General features: G+C 57.1%; 12 protein-coding genes and 1 tRNA gene. 8 read left to right on the top strand and 5 right to left on the bottom strand.

The genetic code is table 11. From position 1 onward, the window contains the following. Positions 1 to 4: 4 nt before the first annotated feature. Together prmC and K3J57_RS07545 are read left to right on the top strand one after the other, a co-directional pair. The gene (gene prmC / locus K3J57_RS07550) at positions 5 to 835 is read left to right on the top strand and encodes a peptide chain release factor N(5)-glutamine methyltransferase (RefSeq protein WP_375542836.1); all 831 of its coding nucleotides are present in this window, start codon (positions 5 to 7) and stop codon (positions 833 to 835) included. Between the two features lie 264 nt (positions 836 to 1099). Then, positions 1100 to 1681, top strand: coding sequence for a DUF4167 domain-containing protein (locus K3J57_RS07545; protein ID WP_259795310.1), 582 nt, complete (start codon positions 1100 to 1102; stop codon positions 1679 to 1681). A 165-nt stretch (positions 1682 to 1846) separates the two neighbouring features. Here K3J57_RS07545 and gpt read toward each other — a convergent pair whose 3' ends face one another. Then, on the bottom strand, positions 1847 to 2350 hold the full coding sequence (gpt, locus tag K3J57_RS07540; RefSeq protein ID WP_173486977.1) for a xanthine phosphoribosyltransferase: 504 nt from the start codon (positions 2348 to 2350) through the stop codon (positions 1847 to 1849). A 15-nt stretch (positions 2351 to 2365) separates the two neighbouring features. Continuing rightward, complete coding sequence (gene fabI / locus K3J57_RS07535) at positions 2366 to 3184, bottom strand: enoyl-ACP reductase FabI (RefSeq protein WP_055192550.1); 819 nt, start codon at positions 3182 to 3184, stop codon at positions 2366 to 2368. Between the two features lie 157 nt (positions 3185 to 3341). Between fabI and pdxH the strand changes: the two genes are divergently transcribed. The 6 genes from pdxH to K3J57_RS07505 all read left to right on the top strand — a co-directional run bounded on the left by pdxH (position 3342) and on the right by K3J57_RS07505 (position 10437). Next, positions 3342 to 3947, top strand: coding sequence for a pyridoxamine 5'-phosphate oxidase (gene pdxH / locus K3J57_RS07530; RefSeq protein ID WP_259790381.1), 606 nt, complete (start codon positions 3342 to 3344; stop codon positions 3945 to 3947). Between the two features lie 137 nt (positions 3948 to 4084). Next, complete coding sequence (locus K3J57_RS07525) at positions 4085 to 4624, top strand: cold-shock protein (protein WP_259786956.1); 540 nt, start codon at positions 4085 to 4087, stop codon at positions 4622 to 4624. Positions 4625 to 4678: 54 nt separating this feature from the next. After that, positions 4679 to 5143, top strand: coding sequence for a DUF192 domain-containing protein (locus K3J57_RS07520; RefSeq protein ID WP_259790379.1), 465 nt, complete (start codon positions 4679 to 4681; stop codon positions 5141 to 5143). Positions 5144 to 5247: 104 nt separating this feature from the next. Continuing rightward, positions 5248 to 5324 (top strand) — tRNA-Pro (locus K3J57_RS07515). 590 nt (positions 5325 to 5914) lie between these two features. Further along, positions 5915 to 9622, top strand: coding sequence for a vitamin B12-dependent ribonucleotide reductase (locus K3J57_RS07510; RefSeq protein WP_259797704.1), 3708 nt, complete (start codon positions 5915 to 5917; stop codon positions 9620 to 9622). A gap of 416 nt (positions 9623 to 10038) precedes the next feature. Continuing rightward, positions 10039 to 10437 carry a hypothetical protein gene (locus K3J57_RS07505; protein ID WP_259794793.1) on the top strand — a complete coding sequence of 133 codons (399 nt, stop codon included), beginning with the start codon at positions 10039 to 10041 and terminating at the stop codon, positions 10435 to 10437. Positions 10438 to 10554: 117 nt separating this feature from the next. Here the strand turns inward: K3J57_RS07505 and ilvN are convergent, their stop codons facing one another. The 3 genes from ilvN to K3J57_RS07490 all read right to left on the bottom strand — a co-directional run bounded on the left by ilvN (position 10555) and on the right by K3J57_RS07490 (position 14214). Next, positions 10555 to 11118: an acetolactate synthase small subunit gene (gene ilvN / locus K3J57_RS07500; RefSeq protein ID WP_173486984.1), complete on the bottom strand. Its 564-nt coding sequence runs from the start codon at positions 11116 to 11118 to the stop codon at positions 10555 to 10557. 13 nt (positions 11119 to 11131) lie between these two features. After that, positions 11132 to 12886: an acetolactate synthase 3 large subunit gene (locus tag K3J57_RS07495; RefSeq protein WP_173486985.1), complete on the bottom strand. Its 1755-nt coding sequence runs from the start codon at positions 12884 to 12886 to the stop codon at positions 11132 to 11134. A gap of 497 nt (positions 12887 to 13383) precedes the next feature. Beyond that, positions 13384 to 14214, bottom strand: a complete 831-nt coding sequence (locus K3J57_RS07490; protein ID WP_259794791.1) for an arginyltransferase — start codon at positions 14212 to 14214, stop codon at positions 13384 to 13386. Positions 14215 to 14294 lie beyond the last annotated feature (80 nt).

The raw sequence follows: 14294 nt of genomic DNA, 5'->3' as shown, positions 1-14294 counted from the left end.
TGATCTGACGGCACAGATGCTGCTGGTGCAGGGTGTGCGGCGGCTTTCTGAGGCGGGTATTGAGGGTGGAGCGGGGGATGCGCGCGCGCTGCTGGCTTACGCCCTGGGGATGGATCGCGGACGTCTGACGCTGGCGCTGCCTGACCCGGTCAGCGCGGATCAGAAACAAAGGTTCGACCAAGCCATCGAGGCCCGGATTGCCCGCCAGCCGGTGGCTCAGATCGTGGGCAAACGCCATTTCTATGGGCGTGATTTCCGCGTCACTCAGGATGTGCTGGATCCGCGCCCTGAGACCGAAGAACTGGTCTCACTGGCCCTGCAGGCGCCGTTCGGGCGGGTTCTGGATCTGGGCACGGGATCAGGCTGCATCCTTGTGACACTTCTGGCTGAATGTGAGGGCGCGCAGGGGGTGGGGGTGGACCTGTCGCCCGCGGCGCTTGAGGTGGCTTGCGAAAATGCCAGGGCCCTTGGCGTTCTGCCGCGTGTTTCCTTTCTCAAAGGCAGTTGGTTTGCACCCGTTCACGGTCGATTTGACCTGATCGTCTCCAACCCACCCTATATTGCAGCCGATGAGATGGCTGGTCTCGCGCAGGATGTGCTGAATTGGGAGCCGCATATGGCGCTGACGCCGGGCGGGGACGGGTTGGAACCGTATCGCGAAATTGCCGCTCAATCGATCCGTTTTTTGCAGCCGGGCGGGCGGGTGATGGTTGAAATTGGTCCCACGCAGGGGGCAGCGGTGGCCGCGATGTTTGGGGGGGCTGGCCTGTCCGATGTTCAGATCAAACAGGATATGGATGGCCGGGATCGGGTGGTTTGTGCTATACTGCAATAGTCCATCCCGCATTTTGGTCTCTGACTGCGCAAAATGATGCGCAAAAATGTGGAAAAAACGCGTTTTCCGTATGAAACAGGCAGATTGCACTTGTCTCTCCTGTCGGTGATGGTTACGAAAGAGATGTCGATGGCGGTAGTCCTTTGGGACATCGGTCGACTTTAAGCCCCAAAAACGGACCTGTGGATGCGCCTTCGCGCCCTGTCCGAGACAACACTGGTCCTTGCGACCACTTGCCTATGACAAGGCTGAAAGCAAAAGCTAATGAGATCTTCGAAGTCCCGCTCGCGCAATAAGTCGAACCGCAACCGGAACAATCCGGGCAATATCATCAACCGCGTATTTGACAGCTCGGGCCCAGAGGGCAAGGTGCGTGGCACGCCGCAGCAGATAATCGAGAAATACAGCCAGCTGGCACGCGATGCTTTCCTGTCGAATGACCGGGTGGCCGGTGAAAACTTTCAGCAGCATGCTGAGCATTATACGCGCATTCTGGCAGAAGCGCAGCGCGAAGTGGATGCCCGGCGCCAGCAGGCAGAACAGCAAAACCGCGAGCGCCAGCAACGTGAAAAGGACGAACGAGAGCGTAAGGCAGACACATCCGCCGACGTCGTTGATACGCCCGCTGATGCCACTCTGGAAGGGGCTGAGCAACCTGATCTGATCGAGGCGCCCGAAGATAGCGGGCTGGTCGAAACACCTGAGAGCAAGCCCAAAAAGGCCCCGGCCAAACCGCGCAAACCGCGCCGTCCGGCCAAGCCCAAAACGGATGTGAAATCCGACGATCAGGGCGGGGGCGCGCAATCGCAGCCCGAAGCGCCTGATGCGCCGGAAGCTGCCGAATAACACGCCTGTCGTCTTTTTTGGTGAATTGGCAATTCTGAGGTGTCCAATGCTTTGCATGGGCACCTTTTTTGCATTCTGTTCAAGGGGGTAAAAGAAAACCCCGGTCGCGGGACCGGGGTGTTTTTTGTCTGTCAGATTGCCTGCCAGTTTGCTTTTCTGTGGTGGTCAGTCTTTGCCCCGATAGGGTTCGACATATTGCAGCGCCATGTCCCAGGGAAAGAAAATCCATGTGTCCTGGCTGACTTCAGTGATGAACGTGTCCACCTGAGGGCGGCCCTTGGGCTTGGCATAAACCGTTGCGAAATGCGCTTTTGGATACATTTGCCGCACCAGTTCCAGCGTTTTGCCACTGTCGACAAGATCGTCGATGATCAGGATGCCTTCGCCGTCGCCCATGATCTTTTCATCCGGCGCTTTCAAGACTTCCGCCTCGCCCTGGGCCTGATGGTGGTAAGAGCGCACGGAAATCGTATCCACGGTGCGAATGTCGAGCTCACGGCTGACAATCATCGCAGGGGCCATGCCGCCACGGGTAATGGCCACAACCGCGCGCCATGCGCCATCATCCGGGCCCTGTCCGTCCAGACGCCATGCCAGCGCCCGAGAATCGCGATGGATCTGGTCCCAGCTGATGTGGAACCCTTTTTCATGGGGCAGACGATCATTCATAACAGTCCCTTTCAATCACTTGCGGCCGGTGGCCACATCGATATCCGGTGCATCGACCGCTTTCATGCCGACAACGTGATAGCCGGCATCCACGTGATGGGTTTCACCGGTGACACCGCTGCCGAGGTCGGACAGGAGGTACAGCGCGGACTTGCCGACATCTTCAATCGTCACATTGCGGCGCAGGGGCGAGTTCAGCTCATTCCATTTCAGAATGTAGCGGAAATCCCCGATCCCGGAAGCGGCGAGCGTCTTGATCGGGCCAGCAGAGATCGAGTTCACACGGATATTGTCCTTGCCCAGGTCTTCCGCCATGTAGCGGACCGAGGCCTCAAGCGCGGCTTTGGCAACACCCATCACATTGTAATGCGGCATCACCTGTTCGGCGCCGTAATAGGTCAGTGTCAGCATCGAACCGCCATCCGGCATCATCGCCGCCGCACGGCGGGCCACGGCCGTAAAGCTGTAGACAGAGATATCCATGGTCAGGCGGAAGTTTTCGGGGCTGGTGTCGATATACCGCCCGCGAAGTTCAGTTTTGTCCGAGAAACCAATGGCATGGACGATAAAGTCCAGCTTGCCCCATTTCTCTTCCAGGGTGGCAAAAAGCGCATCAATCGAAGCGGCATCCGACACGTCGCAGGGTTCGACAATATCCGACCCAAGCTGTTGCGCCAGCGGGGCCACCCGCTTTTTCAAAGCGTCCCCCTGATAGGAAAAGGCAAGCTCTGCACCCTGATCCGCACAGGCTTTGGCAATCCCCCATGCAATGGATTTGTCATTTGCGAGCCCCATAATCAGGCCGCGCTTGCCATTCATCAAACCGGTCGACATTCTCTGTTCCCCGTCCCACATTTCTGGTTTAAGCCCATTTAGGCGATTGCCCATCTTACTGCAAGTCTGGTTGGAAAGACCAGATACATTAGGCTGACAATCGCGAGACAAATGCGCCTTAATGGCGTCTGTTTGATTGGTTCGGAAAGGAAGTGACATGTCTGAGCGGGACGGGATCTTTGCGGGCGACAACCCATTTGAAATTGCGCGCAGCTGGCTGATCGAGGCGGAAGCGTCCGAGCTGAACGATCCCAATGCCATTGCGCTTTCCACGGTGGATCCGAAGGGGATGCCGAATTCCCGAATGGTGCTGTTGAAAGAGATCGAGGATGACGCTTTCGTTTTCTATACCAATTATGGCTCGGCCAAGGCGCAGGAGATCGAAGCCACCGGCAAGGCATCGTTTGTAATGCACTGGAAATCGCTGCGCCGACAGATCCGGGTGCGCGGCACGGTGACACGTGAGGAGGGGCCGCAGGCAGATGCTTATTACAGCTCCCGGTCGCTGAAAAGCCGCCTCGGGGCATGGGCCTCGCACCAAAGCGCGCCGCTTTCATCGCGTGCCGCGCTGATGGCTGAGGTTGCCAAAGTCACCGCCACCCATGGTCCATCACCGAAACGTCCGCCTTTCTGGGGCGGATATCGCATTCACCCGGTTGAGATTGAGTTCTGGGCAGATGGCGCGTTCCGGTTGCATGACCGCTTTCGATGGACACGCGAAGAGAGCAATCCGAATTGGGTTGTGACCCGTTTGAATCCTTAAAAGAAAGTAAATTTTTGCGTTGTTCATGCAGGGTTACCGGTCAAAACCTGTCTAAAAGGACAGGTAGTTTTGGCTTGCGGGCACACACCAATTGTTTCAAAACTATAGGTGGGGATGTGAACTTTTAGGGTGACCAGATGACGCACGAGTCTGAGGTGCAGAACACAGTGGTTCTGCATGGACATGTAAAGTGGTTTGATCCCACCAAGGGATTTGGGTTTGTGATTGCCGATGAGGGTGGCGCAGATATTCTGCTTCACGCCAATGTCCTGAGAAATTATGGGCAAAGCTCCGTCGCGGACGGGGCCGGGATTGAGATTGAAGTGCAGGACACCCAGCGTGGTCGTCAGGCGGTTCTCGTCCGGTCGATAACGCCGCCGGAAACACCCGATCTGACCGGGCTGAGCGAAGAGCAAACCGGTGAAATTGATCTCGAAAATGCTGGCCCGATTGAGCCTGCCCGCGTGAAGTGGTTTGACAAGGGCAAAGGGTTTGGCTTTGCCAATATCTTTGGCTCGGATGAAGACGTGTTCATTCATATCGAGGTTCTGCGCCGGTCCGGTTTGGCAGATCTGCAGCCCGGAGAGGCGATTTGCCTGCGTACGGTTCAGGGAAAACGCGGAAAACTAGCGCTTGTCGTATCGGCTTGGGATTCTGCCGTGAACGGAACCAGTTGATCTTGTCCTGCCTTTGCGTTTTGAATGCGGGCAGGGTGACAAGGGATCTGGTCCATGCGGTTTTTGCTTTCAGTTTTGCTGATCTGTCTGGCCTTACCGGGGCAGGCCGAGTGTCGTGCTGATCGCGTGGATCTGCGCGGGGTCTGGGGGCAGGCAGGGTTTTCCGTTGAAGTGGCCCAGACCAACCGGGAGCGCGCCAAGGGGCTGATGTTTCGTGAAGAACTGCCGAAAGGGCAGGGGATGCTGTTTGTCTATCCCTTCGCGCATCAGGTGGCGTTTTGGATGAAAAACACCCTGATCCCGCTGGACATGATTTTTCTCTCTTCTGATGGGCGGGTCACCTATGTGCATGAAAATGTGCAGCCCGGGGACCTGACACCTGTCAGCGGGGGGCAGGATGTGCGCTATGTTCTGGAAATCAACGGGGGGCTGGCGCGGCAGATCGGTATTTCAGAAGGCAGCGAATTGCGCTCTCCCTTCGTGGTGCAAAGCCTTGCGGCCTGGCCCTGTTCCGAGTGACGCAAGCTCCTGGCTGTCACCTGAAAATTTTCTGGCCAGATTTCTCACTTTTCCGACGTTTAGGGCTTTTCTCACACAAAAGAGATCGTTATCTGTCCTCCTGTCGGGGCGTAGCGCAGCCTGGTAGCGCGACGGTTTTGGGTACCGTAGGTCGCAAGTTCGAATCTTGCCGTCCCGACCATCTTCTCCTTCTATCTGTTGAAGTTACTGGACTGCCCAGAAGTGTCGTGTGTGACGCGCAGGACGTGGCGTCTTCACCAGAAGGCTGGTCCTGCGGGAGGATTGGGTCGAGCGCGCCCCCGGTTTTCAGATTTGTGTATCCCAACACAGGGTTTTCCACAGGTCCCGAAATGAGGGGCGCATCACCGACGTGGGTGACCGTGTCGGGAGAAGAGCGGACAAACCAACCGAATTATCAGGAAAACAAGGCTACACGCGGTGGTTGTGTTTTAAGGGAATCAAAAGGTTAATTCCCAACGGCAAAACTGCCATGTTGGGTCAATGGAAAAGAGCTGTGGATATATCTTAAAATATCATTGACGTCTCATGTCCTCCTACGCCACGTTGTGGGGGTCGATCACATGGCCACAAGATATGGTGGCCTGGTGGCGGTGGGACAGTTGGCATAGTGCATGAGGGCTGCTTTGGCGGTCTTGGCGTTGACACAATGCGCATGAAAGATCCCGTTTCTACCATGGGCTGGCGATGTCGAAGATTTTTGGGACAGAGTGGCCAATGGCCATACCGCATGCATAAGGATGACAGGGCAAGATGAAGATTGAGCGCAAATTCACCAAAGCCGGGGCGGATGCCTATGCTGACCTGGATTTCACCACCACTTCATCCGAGATCCGAAACCCTGATGGAAGTATCGTGTTCCAGCTTGAAAACTGCGAAGTTCCCGCCTCCTGGAGCCAGGTTGCCTCGGATGTGATTGCGCAGAAATATTTCCGCAAAGCAGGTGTTCCGGCGGTGTCGAAACGGGTGAAGGAAAAGGGGGTTCCATCCTTCCTCTGGCGCTCTGTTCCGGATGAAAAAGCCATGGATGAACTGCCGCAAGAGGCGCGGTTTGGTGGCGAAACCTCAGCCAAACAGGTTTTTGACCGGCTGGCCGGGGCTTGGGCCTACTGGGGCTGGAAGGGCGGGTATTTCACGTCAGAAGAGGATGCGCGCGCGTATTTTGACGAAATGCGCCACATGCTTGCAAGCCAGCGGGCCGCCCCGAACTCGCCCCAATGGTTCAACACGGGTCTGCACTGGGCCTATGGGATTGATGGGCCAAGCCAGGGGCATCACTATGTCGATCATGCGACAAAGAAACTGACCCGTTCGACCAGCGCATATGAGCATCCGCAACCCCATGCCTGTTTCATCCAATCCGTTGGCGATGATCTGGTGGGGAATGGCGGGATCATGGATCTGTGGGTGCGCGAGGCGCGCCTGTTCAAATACGGATCAGGCACCGGCACGAATTTTTCCAGCCTGCGCGCCGAAAACGAAGCCCTGTCTGGCGGCGGTAAAAGCTCCGGCCTGATGGGGTTCCTCAAGATCGGGGATCGGGCTGCCGGGGCGATCAAATCCGGTGGCACCACCCGGCGCGCCGCCAAAATGGTGATTGTTGACGCCGACCACCCGGATATCGAGGAATATATCAACTGGAAGGTCAAGGAAGAGCAGAAAGTGGCCTCGCTGGTCGCGGGCTCGAAGATGCACGAAGCGCATCTGAACGACATTTTCGCCGCGATCCGCGCCTGGGACGGGGCGGAAGAAGACGCCTATGATCCGAAGATCAACGAAAGCCTGAAGGGCGCTGTGCGGGCCGCGAAAAAGGTTGCGATCCCAGAAACTTACGTAAAGCGCGTGTTGGATTACGCCAAGCAGGGCTTTGCCGCGATTGAGTTCCCGACCTATGACACCGATTGGGATAGCGAGGCCTATGCCACCGTCTCGGGGCAGAACTCCAACAACTCGGTCCGGGTAACCGATGCCTTCCTGAAAGCGGTTGAAAATGATGCGGACTGGGAGCTGATCCGCCGGACCGATGGCGCCGTTGCCAAGACCATTTCCGCCCGCGATCTCTGGGATCAGATCGGTCACGCCGCCTGGGCCTGTGCCGATCCCGGCATTCAGTATCATGATACGGTCAACGCCTGGCACACCTGCCCGGAAGATGGCGAGATTCGCGGCTCAAACCCGTGTTCGGAATATATGTTCCTTGATGACACCGCCTGTAACCTCGCGTCGATGAACCTGCTGACCTTCCTGAAGGACGGTGTGTTTCAGGCTGAGGATTACATGCATGCGACCCGGCTTTGGACCGTGACGCTGGAAATCTCGGTGATGATGGCGCAGTTCCCGTCGAAAGAGATTGCGCAGCTTAGCCATGATTTCCGCACACTCGGGTTGGGCTATGCCAATATCGGTGGCCTGCTGATGAATATGGGGCTTGGCTACGACTCGGTTGAGGGGCGTGCCCTGTGTGGGGCGCTGACCGCGATCATGACCGGCGTCGCCTATGCCACTTCGGCTGAAATGGCGGGAGAGCTGGGGGCATTTGACGGTTACGCCCGCAATCGCGAACACATGCTCAAGGTGATCCGCAACCACCGCACCGCGTCCTATGGCGCGTCGGATGGGTATGAGCAGCTTGAGGTTCTTCCCGTGCCACTGGATCACGCCAACTGTCCCGATGCCCGTCTGGTTGAGCTGGCGATGGGGTCTTGGGACGAAGCGCTGCTTCTTGGCGAAAAACACGGGTTCCGCAATGCGCAGGTTTCGGTCATTGCGCCCACCGGCACAATTGGCCTTGTGATGGATTGCGACACCACCGGGATTGAGCCGGATTTCGCGCTGGTGAAGTTCAAAAAGCTTGCCGGGGGCGGGTATTTCAAGATCATCAACCGCTCGGTGCCCGCGGCCCTCGAAAAACTGGGCTATTCTTCGGCACAGATCGAGGAGATCGTGTCTTATGCGGTGGGGCATGGCACCCTGGGCAATGGCCCGGCGATCAACCACACCACGCTGATCGGGCATGGGTTCGGCGCAAACGAGATCGAAAAGATCGAGGCGGCGCTGCCCTCCGCTTTCGACATTCGTTTCGTGTTCAACCAATGGACCCTTGGTGAGGAGTTCTGCACCAATGTGCTGGGCATCCCGGAAGAAAAGCTGAATGATCCCGGGTTCAGCCTGCTTTCCCATCTGGGCTTTACCCGTCAGGACATCGAGGCGGCGAATGATCACGTCTGCGGGACGATGACGCTTGAAGGAGCGCCATTCCTGAAGAAAGAGCATTATGCCATTTTCGACTGCGCCAATCCCTGTGGTAAAAAAGGCAAGCGTTTCCTGAGCGTTGACAGCCACATCCACATGATGGCCGCGGCGCAGTCCTTCATTTCGGGCGCCATTTCCAAAACGATCAACATGCCCAATGACGCCACGATCGAGGACTGTCAGAAAGCTTATGAGCTAAGCTGGTCGCTTGGTATCAAGGCCAATGCGCTTTATCGCGACGGATCGAAACTGTCCCAACCTCTGGCCGCGTCGCTGGTCGAAGATGACGAGGAGGCAGAGGAGGTTCTGACCTCGGGCACCCCGCAGGAAAAAGCGGTGGTTCTGGCTGAAAAGATCATCGAGAAAGTGGTGATCAAAGAGGTGGCGCGCGGCCGTGAGAAACTGCCGGAACGGCGTAAGGGCTATACCCAGAAGGCGATTGTCGGTGGCCACAAGGTCTATCTGCGCACGGGTGAATACGAAGATGGCAATCTGGGTGAGATTTTCATCGACATGCATAAGGAAGGCGCAGGCTTCCGGGCGATGATGAACAACTTCGCGATCGCCGTGTCGGTTGGTCTGCAATATGGTGTGCCGCTGGAAGAATTCGTGGACGCGTTCACCTTCACCAAATTTGAACCGGCGGGGATGGTGCAGGGCAATGACTCGATCAAGAATGCCACCTCGATCCTCGATTACATCTTCCGCGAACTGGCAGTGTCCTATCTCGATCGCACTGATCTGGCCCATGTAAAACCGTCAGGCGCCAGTTTCGACGATTTGGGCCGTGGGCAGGAAGAGGGTGTCTCCAATGTTCAGGAAATGTCCGAGAGCGCGGCCTCCAAATCCCTGGAAGTGCTGAAACAAATCAGCTCTACCGGATATCTGCGCAAACGGCTGCCGCAAGAGCTGGTGGTGCTGCAGGGGGGGCAGGATGTTTCGTTGAACGGAACCGATCCGGTGGTGGCACTCGAAACTCTGGTCCCGGAAACTGCGCTGGATCGTGCGCCCTCAACGGACATTTCGACTGTTTCGACAAGCGATGCAGCCGATGCGTCGGGTATGGTCATGTCGATGGACCAGCGGACCAAGGCAAAGATGCAGGGCTATGAGGGGGATCCCTGTGGCGAATGCGGGAATTACACGCTGGTGCGCAATGGCACCTGTATGAAATGCAACACTTGCGGGGGAACTTCTGGGTGTAGCTGATTGAATTTGCGCCTTAATTCCCCTTCTTTGGGATGGGCGCAAGGGATAGGGTGGGCGGTTTTGCCCCCCATCCTCACGCGGGGCGGGTGCGCTCGCCCTCGACGCGGATAAGGCCGCAGGCAATAAATACGACGGGCAGTGAACGACGAGCCTTATCAGCGAAACTGGGCGCCTGCGGGCGTCCTTTCTTTTTCGGAAGGACAATTTAACTCTACTTTCCCTTGCGTAAACGGCCTTCGTGACCCAAGATCAAGTGGCAGGGGCAGTCGGAAAGCACCTCGGCTGTTGTGGAGTTGACGCTCTTTCGCGTCAAGTTCGTGGGTTGTGACGCCGAAATTGTGTGCGCCGAAGTCAAAACTCCGCTGGCGGGTCTCGTAACCGGTGAATAGAGTTACCCTAAAAGAATGGAGCAGGTCATGAACGGTATTGTTCTTTGGTACAAGAGGGACAAGAAGATCGGTTTGGTATGGTGTGATGATCAGGGCCCTCTGGCCTGTATCACGTCAGACACGCTGGTTCGAAGTGGGTTTGACCACTTGGAGGCAGGAGATCAGATCCTTTGCGATGTTCGTGACGCTGGCGGCATGCGAGAAGTATGCCGGATCCTCAGCCACCGCCCGTGCTCTTCAGCGTTGGATGTGCAGGTTCTGCTGCGGGCCGAGGCTGATAAAACAGAGCAGGTGGGTGGGGCAGGGGACGCCCCGGTAAGCGATCAGGCTGAACCGGACACCCCCACGGCAATAAACCAGGAGCCACAGGATGGCGGTGCGCGCCCGATCCCCCAAGCCGCTGGCCATCTGAGGGTTGTTGCGTAAAGCAGCCCGTCCCTGTTCAGCCGCGTATCTTGCCTCTCTGGAGAGACCTCTCCTGAAAGAAAATGGCCCACACCAATCGGTGCAGGCCAGTATTGAGCATCCTTCAAAGGGTAGGTGTCAGCTGTCTCCGCGAGACAGCGCAGCAACCCCGGTCCGGGCCACTTCCAGCAGTCCGAGCGGACGCATCAGTTCAGCAAAGGCATCAATTTTTTCCGTGGTGCCGGTGATTTCGAACACAAAGCTGTTCAGCGTGCTGTCGACCACATTGGCGCGGAAAATATCTGCCAGACGCAGAGCCTCAACCCGTTTGTCCCCGCTGCCTTCCACCTTGAACAGGGCAAGTTCACGCTCCACGGCCGGCCCTTCAACGGTCAGATCGTGGACTTCGTGCACCGGAACAATCCGCCCCAGCTGGGCCTTGATCTGCTCGATGATCGAGGGGGTGCCGGTGGTGACAATGGTGATGCGCGAGCGGTGCCCCTGATGATCCACCTCTGCCACGGTCAGGCTTTCGATATTGTAGCCACGACCGGCAAAAAGCCCGATCACACGCGCCAGAACGCCCGCTTCGTTGTCGACCACACAGGCCAGAGTGTGACGCTCGATCACTTCCGAATGCGGATCCCGCAGATCATAGGCCGATTTGCGCGATGAGCCTTTTTTGATTTTCAGTGCAGACATTTGCTTCGTCTCCTTACACCAAAGTTGCGCCAGCAGCGCCAATAACACCCTGGGTTTCCGCTTCACCCATCAACATGTCGTTATGCGGGGCCCCCGACGGGATCATCGGGAAACAGTTGGCGTGTTTTTCGACCAGAACATCCAGAATGAACGGCCCGTCATAGTCCAGCATTTCCTGAATGGCGTCATCCAGCTCTGCCGGGTCCGACACCTGACGGCCCTTGCAGCCAAAGGCCTCTGCCAGTTTCACGAAATCAGGCAGGCTCTCGGACCAGCTGTGCGAATAGCGTTCGCCATGCAAAAGCTCCTGCCACTGGCGCACCATGCCCAGGCGTTCATTGTTCAAAATGAACTGCTTGATTGGCAGGCGGAACTGCACGGCCGTGCCCATTTCCTGCATATTCATCAGCCAGGAGGCATCCCCCGCCACGTTGATGACGAGGCTGTCCGGATGGGCGACCTGTGCGCCTACGGTTGCCGGCAGGCCATAGCCCATCGTGCCCAACCCGCCGGATGTCAGCCAGCGGTTCGGATCTTCAAAGCCCAGGAACTGAGCAGCCCACATCTGGTGCTGTCCCACTTCCGTGGCCACGTAACGGTCCTTGTCCTTGGTCAGGGCTTCCAGACGTTCCAGCGCATATTGCGGTTGGATGATCTGGTCATTTTGCTTGTAGGTCAGGCATTTGCGCGCTTTCCATTCGTCAATCTGGCCCCACCATTTGGCGATGGCCTCGCGGTCCGTCTTGCGGCCACGTGCCTTCCAGACCTTGAGGATATCTTCAAGCACATGCCCCACGTCCCCCACAATCGGCAGATCCACATGGATCACCTTGTTGATCGAGCTGGGGTCGATATCCACATGCGCCTTTTTCGATTTCGGTGAAAAGGCATCCACGCGCCCGGTGATTCGGTCGTCGAAACGGGCGCCGATATTGATCATCAGATCGCAGTCATGCATGGCCATGTTGGCCTCATAAAGACCATGCATGCCCAGCATCCCGACCCATTTCTCACCTGAGGCGGGATAGGCCCCAAGCCCCATCAGGGTTGAGGTGATCGGGAAACCGGTGGCATCCACCAGTTCACGCAGCAATTGACAGGCCGCGGTGCCCGAGTTGATCACGCCGCCGCCTGTATAGAAAATGGGGCGCTTGGCGCTCTCCATCAGGTCAACCAGTGCGGTGATCGCCTCAAGATCGCCACGCAGTTGCGGGGCGTAATGGGAAATATCGGTTTTTGACGGGGCGGTATATGTGCCGGTGGCAAACTGCACGTCTTTCGGGATGTCGATCAGCGTCGGGCCCGGGCGGCCGGACTTGGCGACGTGGAACGCCTGATGGATTGTGTCCGCCAGCTTGTCAGTCTCTTTCACCAGCCAGTTATGCTTGGTGCAGGGACGGGTGATGCCCACCGTGTCTGCTTCCTGGAAACCATCGGTGCCAATCATGAAGGTCGGCACCTGGCCGGTCAGAACCACCAGCGGGATCGAGTCCAAAAGCGCATCGGTCAGGCCGGTCACCGCGTTGGTGGCACCGGGGCCGGAGGTCACCAGCACAACACCCGGTTTGCCGGTTGAACGGGCGTAGCCTTCGGCCGCATGAACCGCCCCCTGTTCGTGGCGCACAAGGATGTGGCGAATGTCGTTTTGCTGGAAGATCTCGTCATAAATAGGTAGGACGGCCCCCCCCGGATAGCCGAATACCGTGTCCACACCCTGATCCTTAAGGGCTTGAACCACCATTTTCGCTCCGGTCATTTGACGTGTCATCTTACTCTCCGTCTACACGCGTCCAAATTTTGTGAAGTGCTAAAAAAAAACCCCCGATCTTCGGGGGCGCATGGGGTTACCTTCAGGTTCCGTTACCGGCCCATGCGCCATGTTCCTACGACGACCAGAAGGATGTTCATTGGGGAAGGTCCCTATGTTCCATGTTTTCTTAGCATCCCCGGATGGGGACTGACTTCTTGCGCGACATTATGAGGGGGGGGCAGGGGCGTCAACAGCGAAAATGACGAATAAAATGTCGCAGGGTCGGTTTTTTTGAATTATTTGGAAATAATATTGCTCAGTCTGGTAATAAATGAAAATCGACTGGTGGAATTTGGTTGGGTGCGGTCAAAATTCTGCGCAGACCTTTTGTGACGGACACGCAGGGCGGCATGAAACGGGGGGCAGGGGGGCGGCGTATATCCCGATGCGTCAACAGTATTGGTATCTCGTGCCGCGCTTGGACGTCTCCCATCTCAGGAGAAAACCAATACGCTTTAATGATCCGTGTTTGGCAGGCTGGGCAGCTGGATCCCCGCAACCTGCTCTGAAATCGGATCAGTAGAGAGCGGATGCTGGTCCACCTCATAGGCTTTCGGATCCTGCAGTGGTTCCCACTCTCCGTGGCGATACACTTCGAGAGACGAGAATTTGGCCTTGTAATCCATTTTCGGGCTGCCAGGCACCCAATAGCCCAGATAGACATAGGGAAGACCCACTTCGCGGGCCAGTTCAATATGATCAAGGATCATGTAGGTGCCCAGGGACAGATCCTGCAGGCCCGGATCATAGAAGGAATACACCATCGACAGCCCATCATCGAGCACATCGGTAAGGCAGACCGCGGTCAGGTCTCCTTTGCGCTGATCGCTGGGGGAACGGTATTCAATCACCCGCGTCTTGATCGGGGTCTCTTCGATCATCGCTGCAAATTCGAACACATCCATATCCGCCATGCCCCCATCCGCATGGCGGCTGTCGAGATAGGTGCGAAAAAGGTCAAACTGGTTTTCGGTCGCCCAAGGTGCGCGGGCCCGCCGTTGCAGGGCTGCATTTTTCCGTGCGGTCCGTTTCTGGCTCTTGGTCGGAACGAAATCCTCAACCCGAATTCGGGCCGACAGGCAGGCATTACATTCCGCACAAGAGGGGCGATAGAGCACATTTTGTGAGCGGCGGAACCCCTGCTTGGACAGGCTGTCATTCAGTTCGGATGCGTGTTCCCCCTGAAGCGCGGTAAACAGTTTGCGCTCCTGCCGATCCTCAAGATAGGGGCAGGTCTGGGGCGCAGTTACATAAAACTGCGGCGCAAGGGGAAGAGAATGGCGCATGGTCATCCGTGTAAATCATGGTTTCCAAAAAGGTAACGCCAATAGGCGGGTTCCTTCAACCCCATAGCATGAAAAGGGTA

The sequence above is a fragment of the Aliiroseovarius crassostreae genome (assembly GCF_025137635.1).
Lineage (GTDB): Bacteria > Pseudomonadota > Alphaproteobacteria > Rhodobacterales > Rhodobacteraceae > Aliiroseovarius > Aliiroseovarius crassostreae.
Note: the sequence above shows the minus strand (reverse complement) of the source record. Positions and strands in the feature narration are given on the sequence as shown.

What these genes read in the sequence shown, in the direction of transcription:
- K3J57_RS07545 (WP_259795310.1), top strand. Translation starts at nt 1,100, where the DNA reads ATGAGATCTTCGAAGTCCCGCTCGCGCAATAAGTCGAACCGCAACCGG.
- gpt (WP_173486977.1), bottom strand. Translation starts at nt 2,350, where the DNA reads ATGAATGATCGTCTGCCCCATGAAAAAGGGTTCCACATCAGCTGGGAC.
- fabI (WP_055192550.1), bottom strand. Translation starts at nt 3,184, where the DNA reads ATGTCGACCGGTTTGATGAATGGCAAGCGCGGCCTGATTATGGGGCTC.
- pdxH (WP_259790381.1), top strand. Translation starts at nt 3,342, where the DNA reads ATGTCTGAGCGGGACGGGATCTTTGCGGGCGACAACCCATTTGAAATT.
- K3J57_RS07525 (WP_259786956.1), top strand. Translation starts at nt 4,085, where the DNA reads ATGACGCACGAGTCTGAGGTGCAGAACACAGTGGTTCTGCATGGACAT.
- K3J57_RS07520 (WP_259790379.1), top strand. Translation starts at nt 4,679, where the DNA reads ATGCGGTTTTTGCTTTCAGTTTTGCTGATCTGTCTGGCCTTACCGGGG.
- K3J57_RS07510 (WP_259797704.1), top strand. Translation starts at nt 5,915, where the DNA reads ATGAAGATTGAGCGCAAATTCACCAAAGCCGGGGCGGATGCCTATGCT.
- K3J57_RS07505 (WP_259794793.1), top strand. Translation starts at nt 10,039, where the DNA reads ATGAACGGTATTGTTCTTTGGTACAAGAGGGACAAGAAGATCGGTTTG.
- ilvN (WP_173486984.1), bottom strand. Translation starts at nt 11,118, where the DNA reads ATGTCTGCACTGAAAATCAAAAAAGGCTCATCGCGCAAATCGGCCTAT.
- K3J57_RS07495 (WP_173486985.1), bottom strand. Translation starts at nt 12,886, where the DNA reads ATGACACGTCAAATGACCGGAGCGAAAATGGTGGTTCAAGCCCTTAAG.
- K3J57_RS07490 (WP_259794791.1), bottom strand. Translation starts at nt 14,214, where the DNA reads ATGCGCCATTCTCTTCCCCTTGCGCCGCAGTTTTATGTAACTGCGCCC.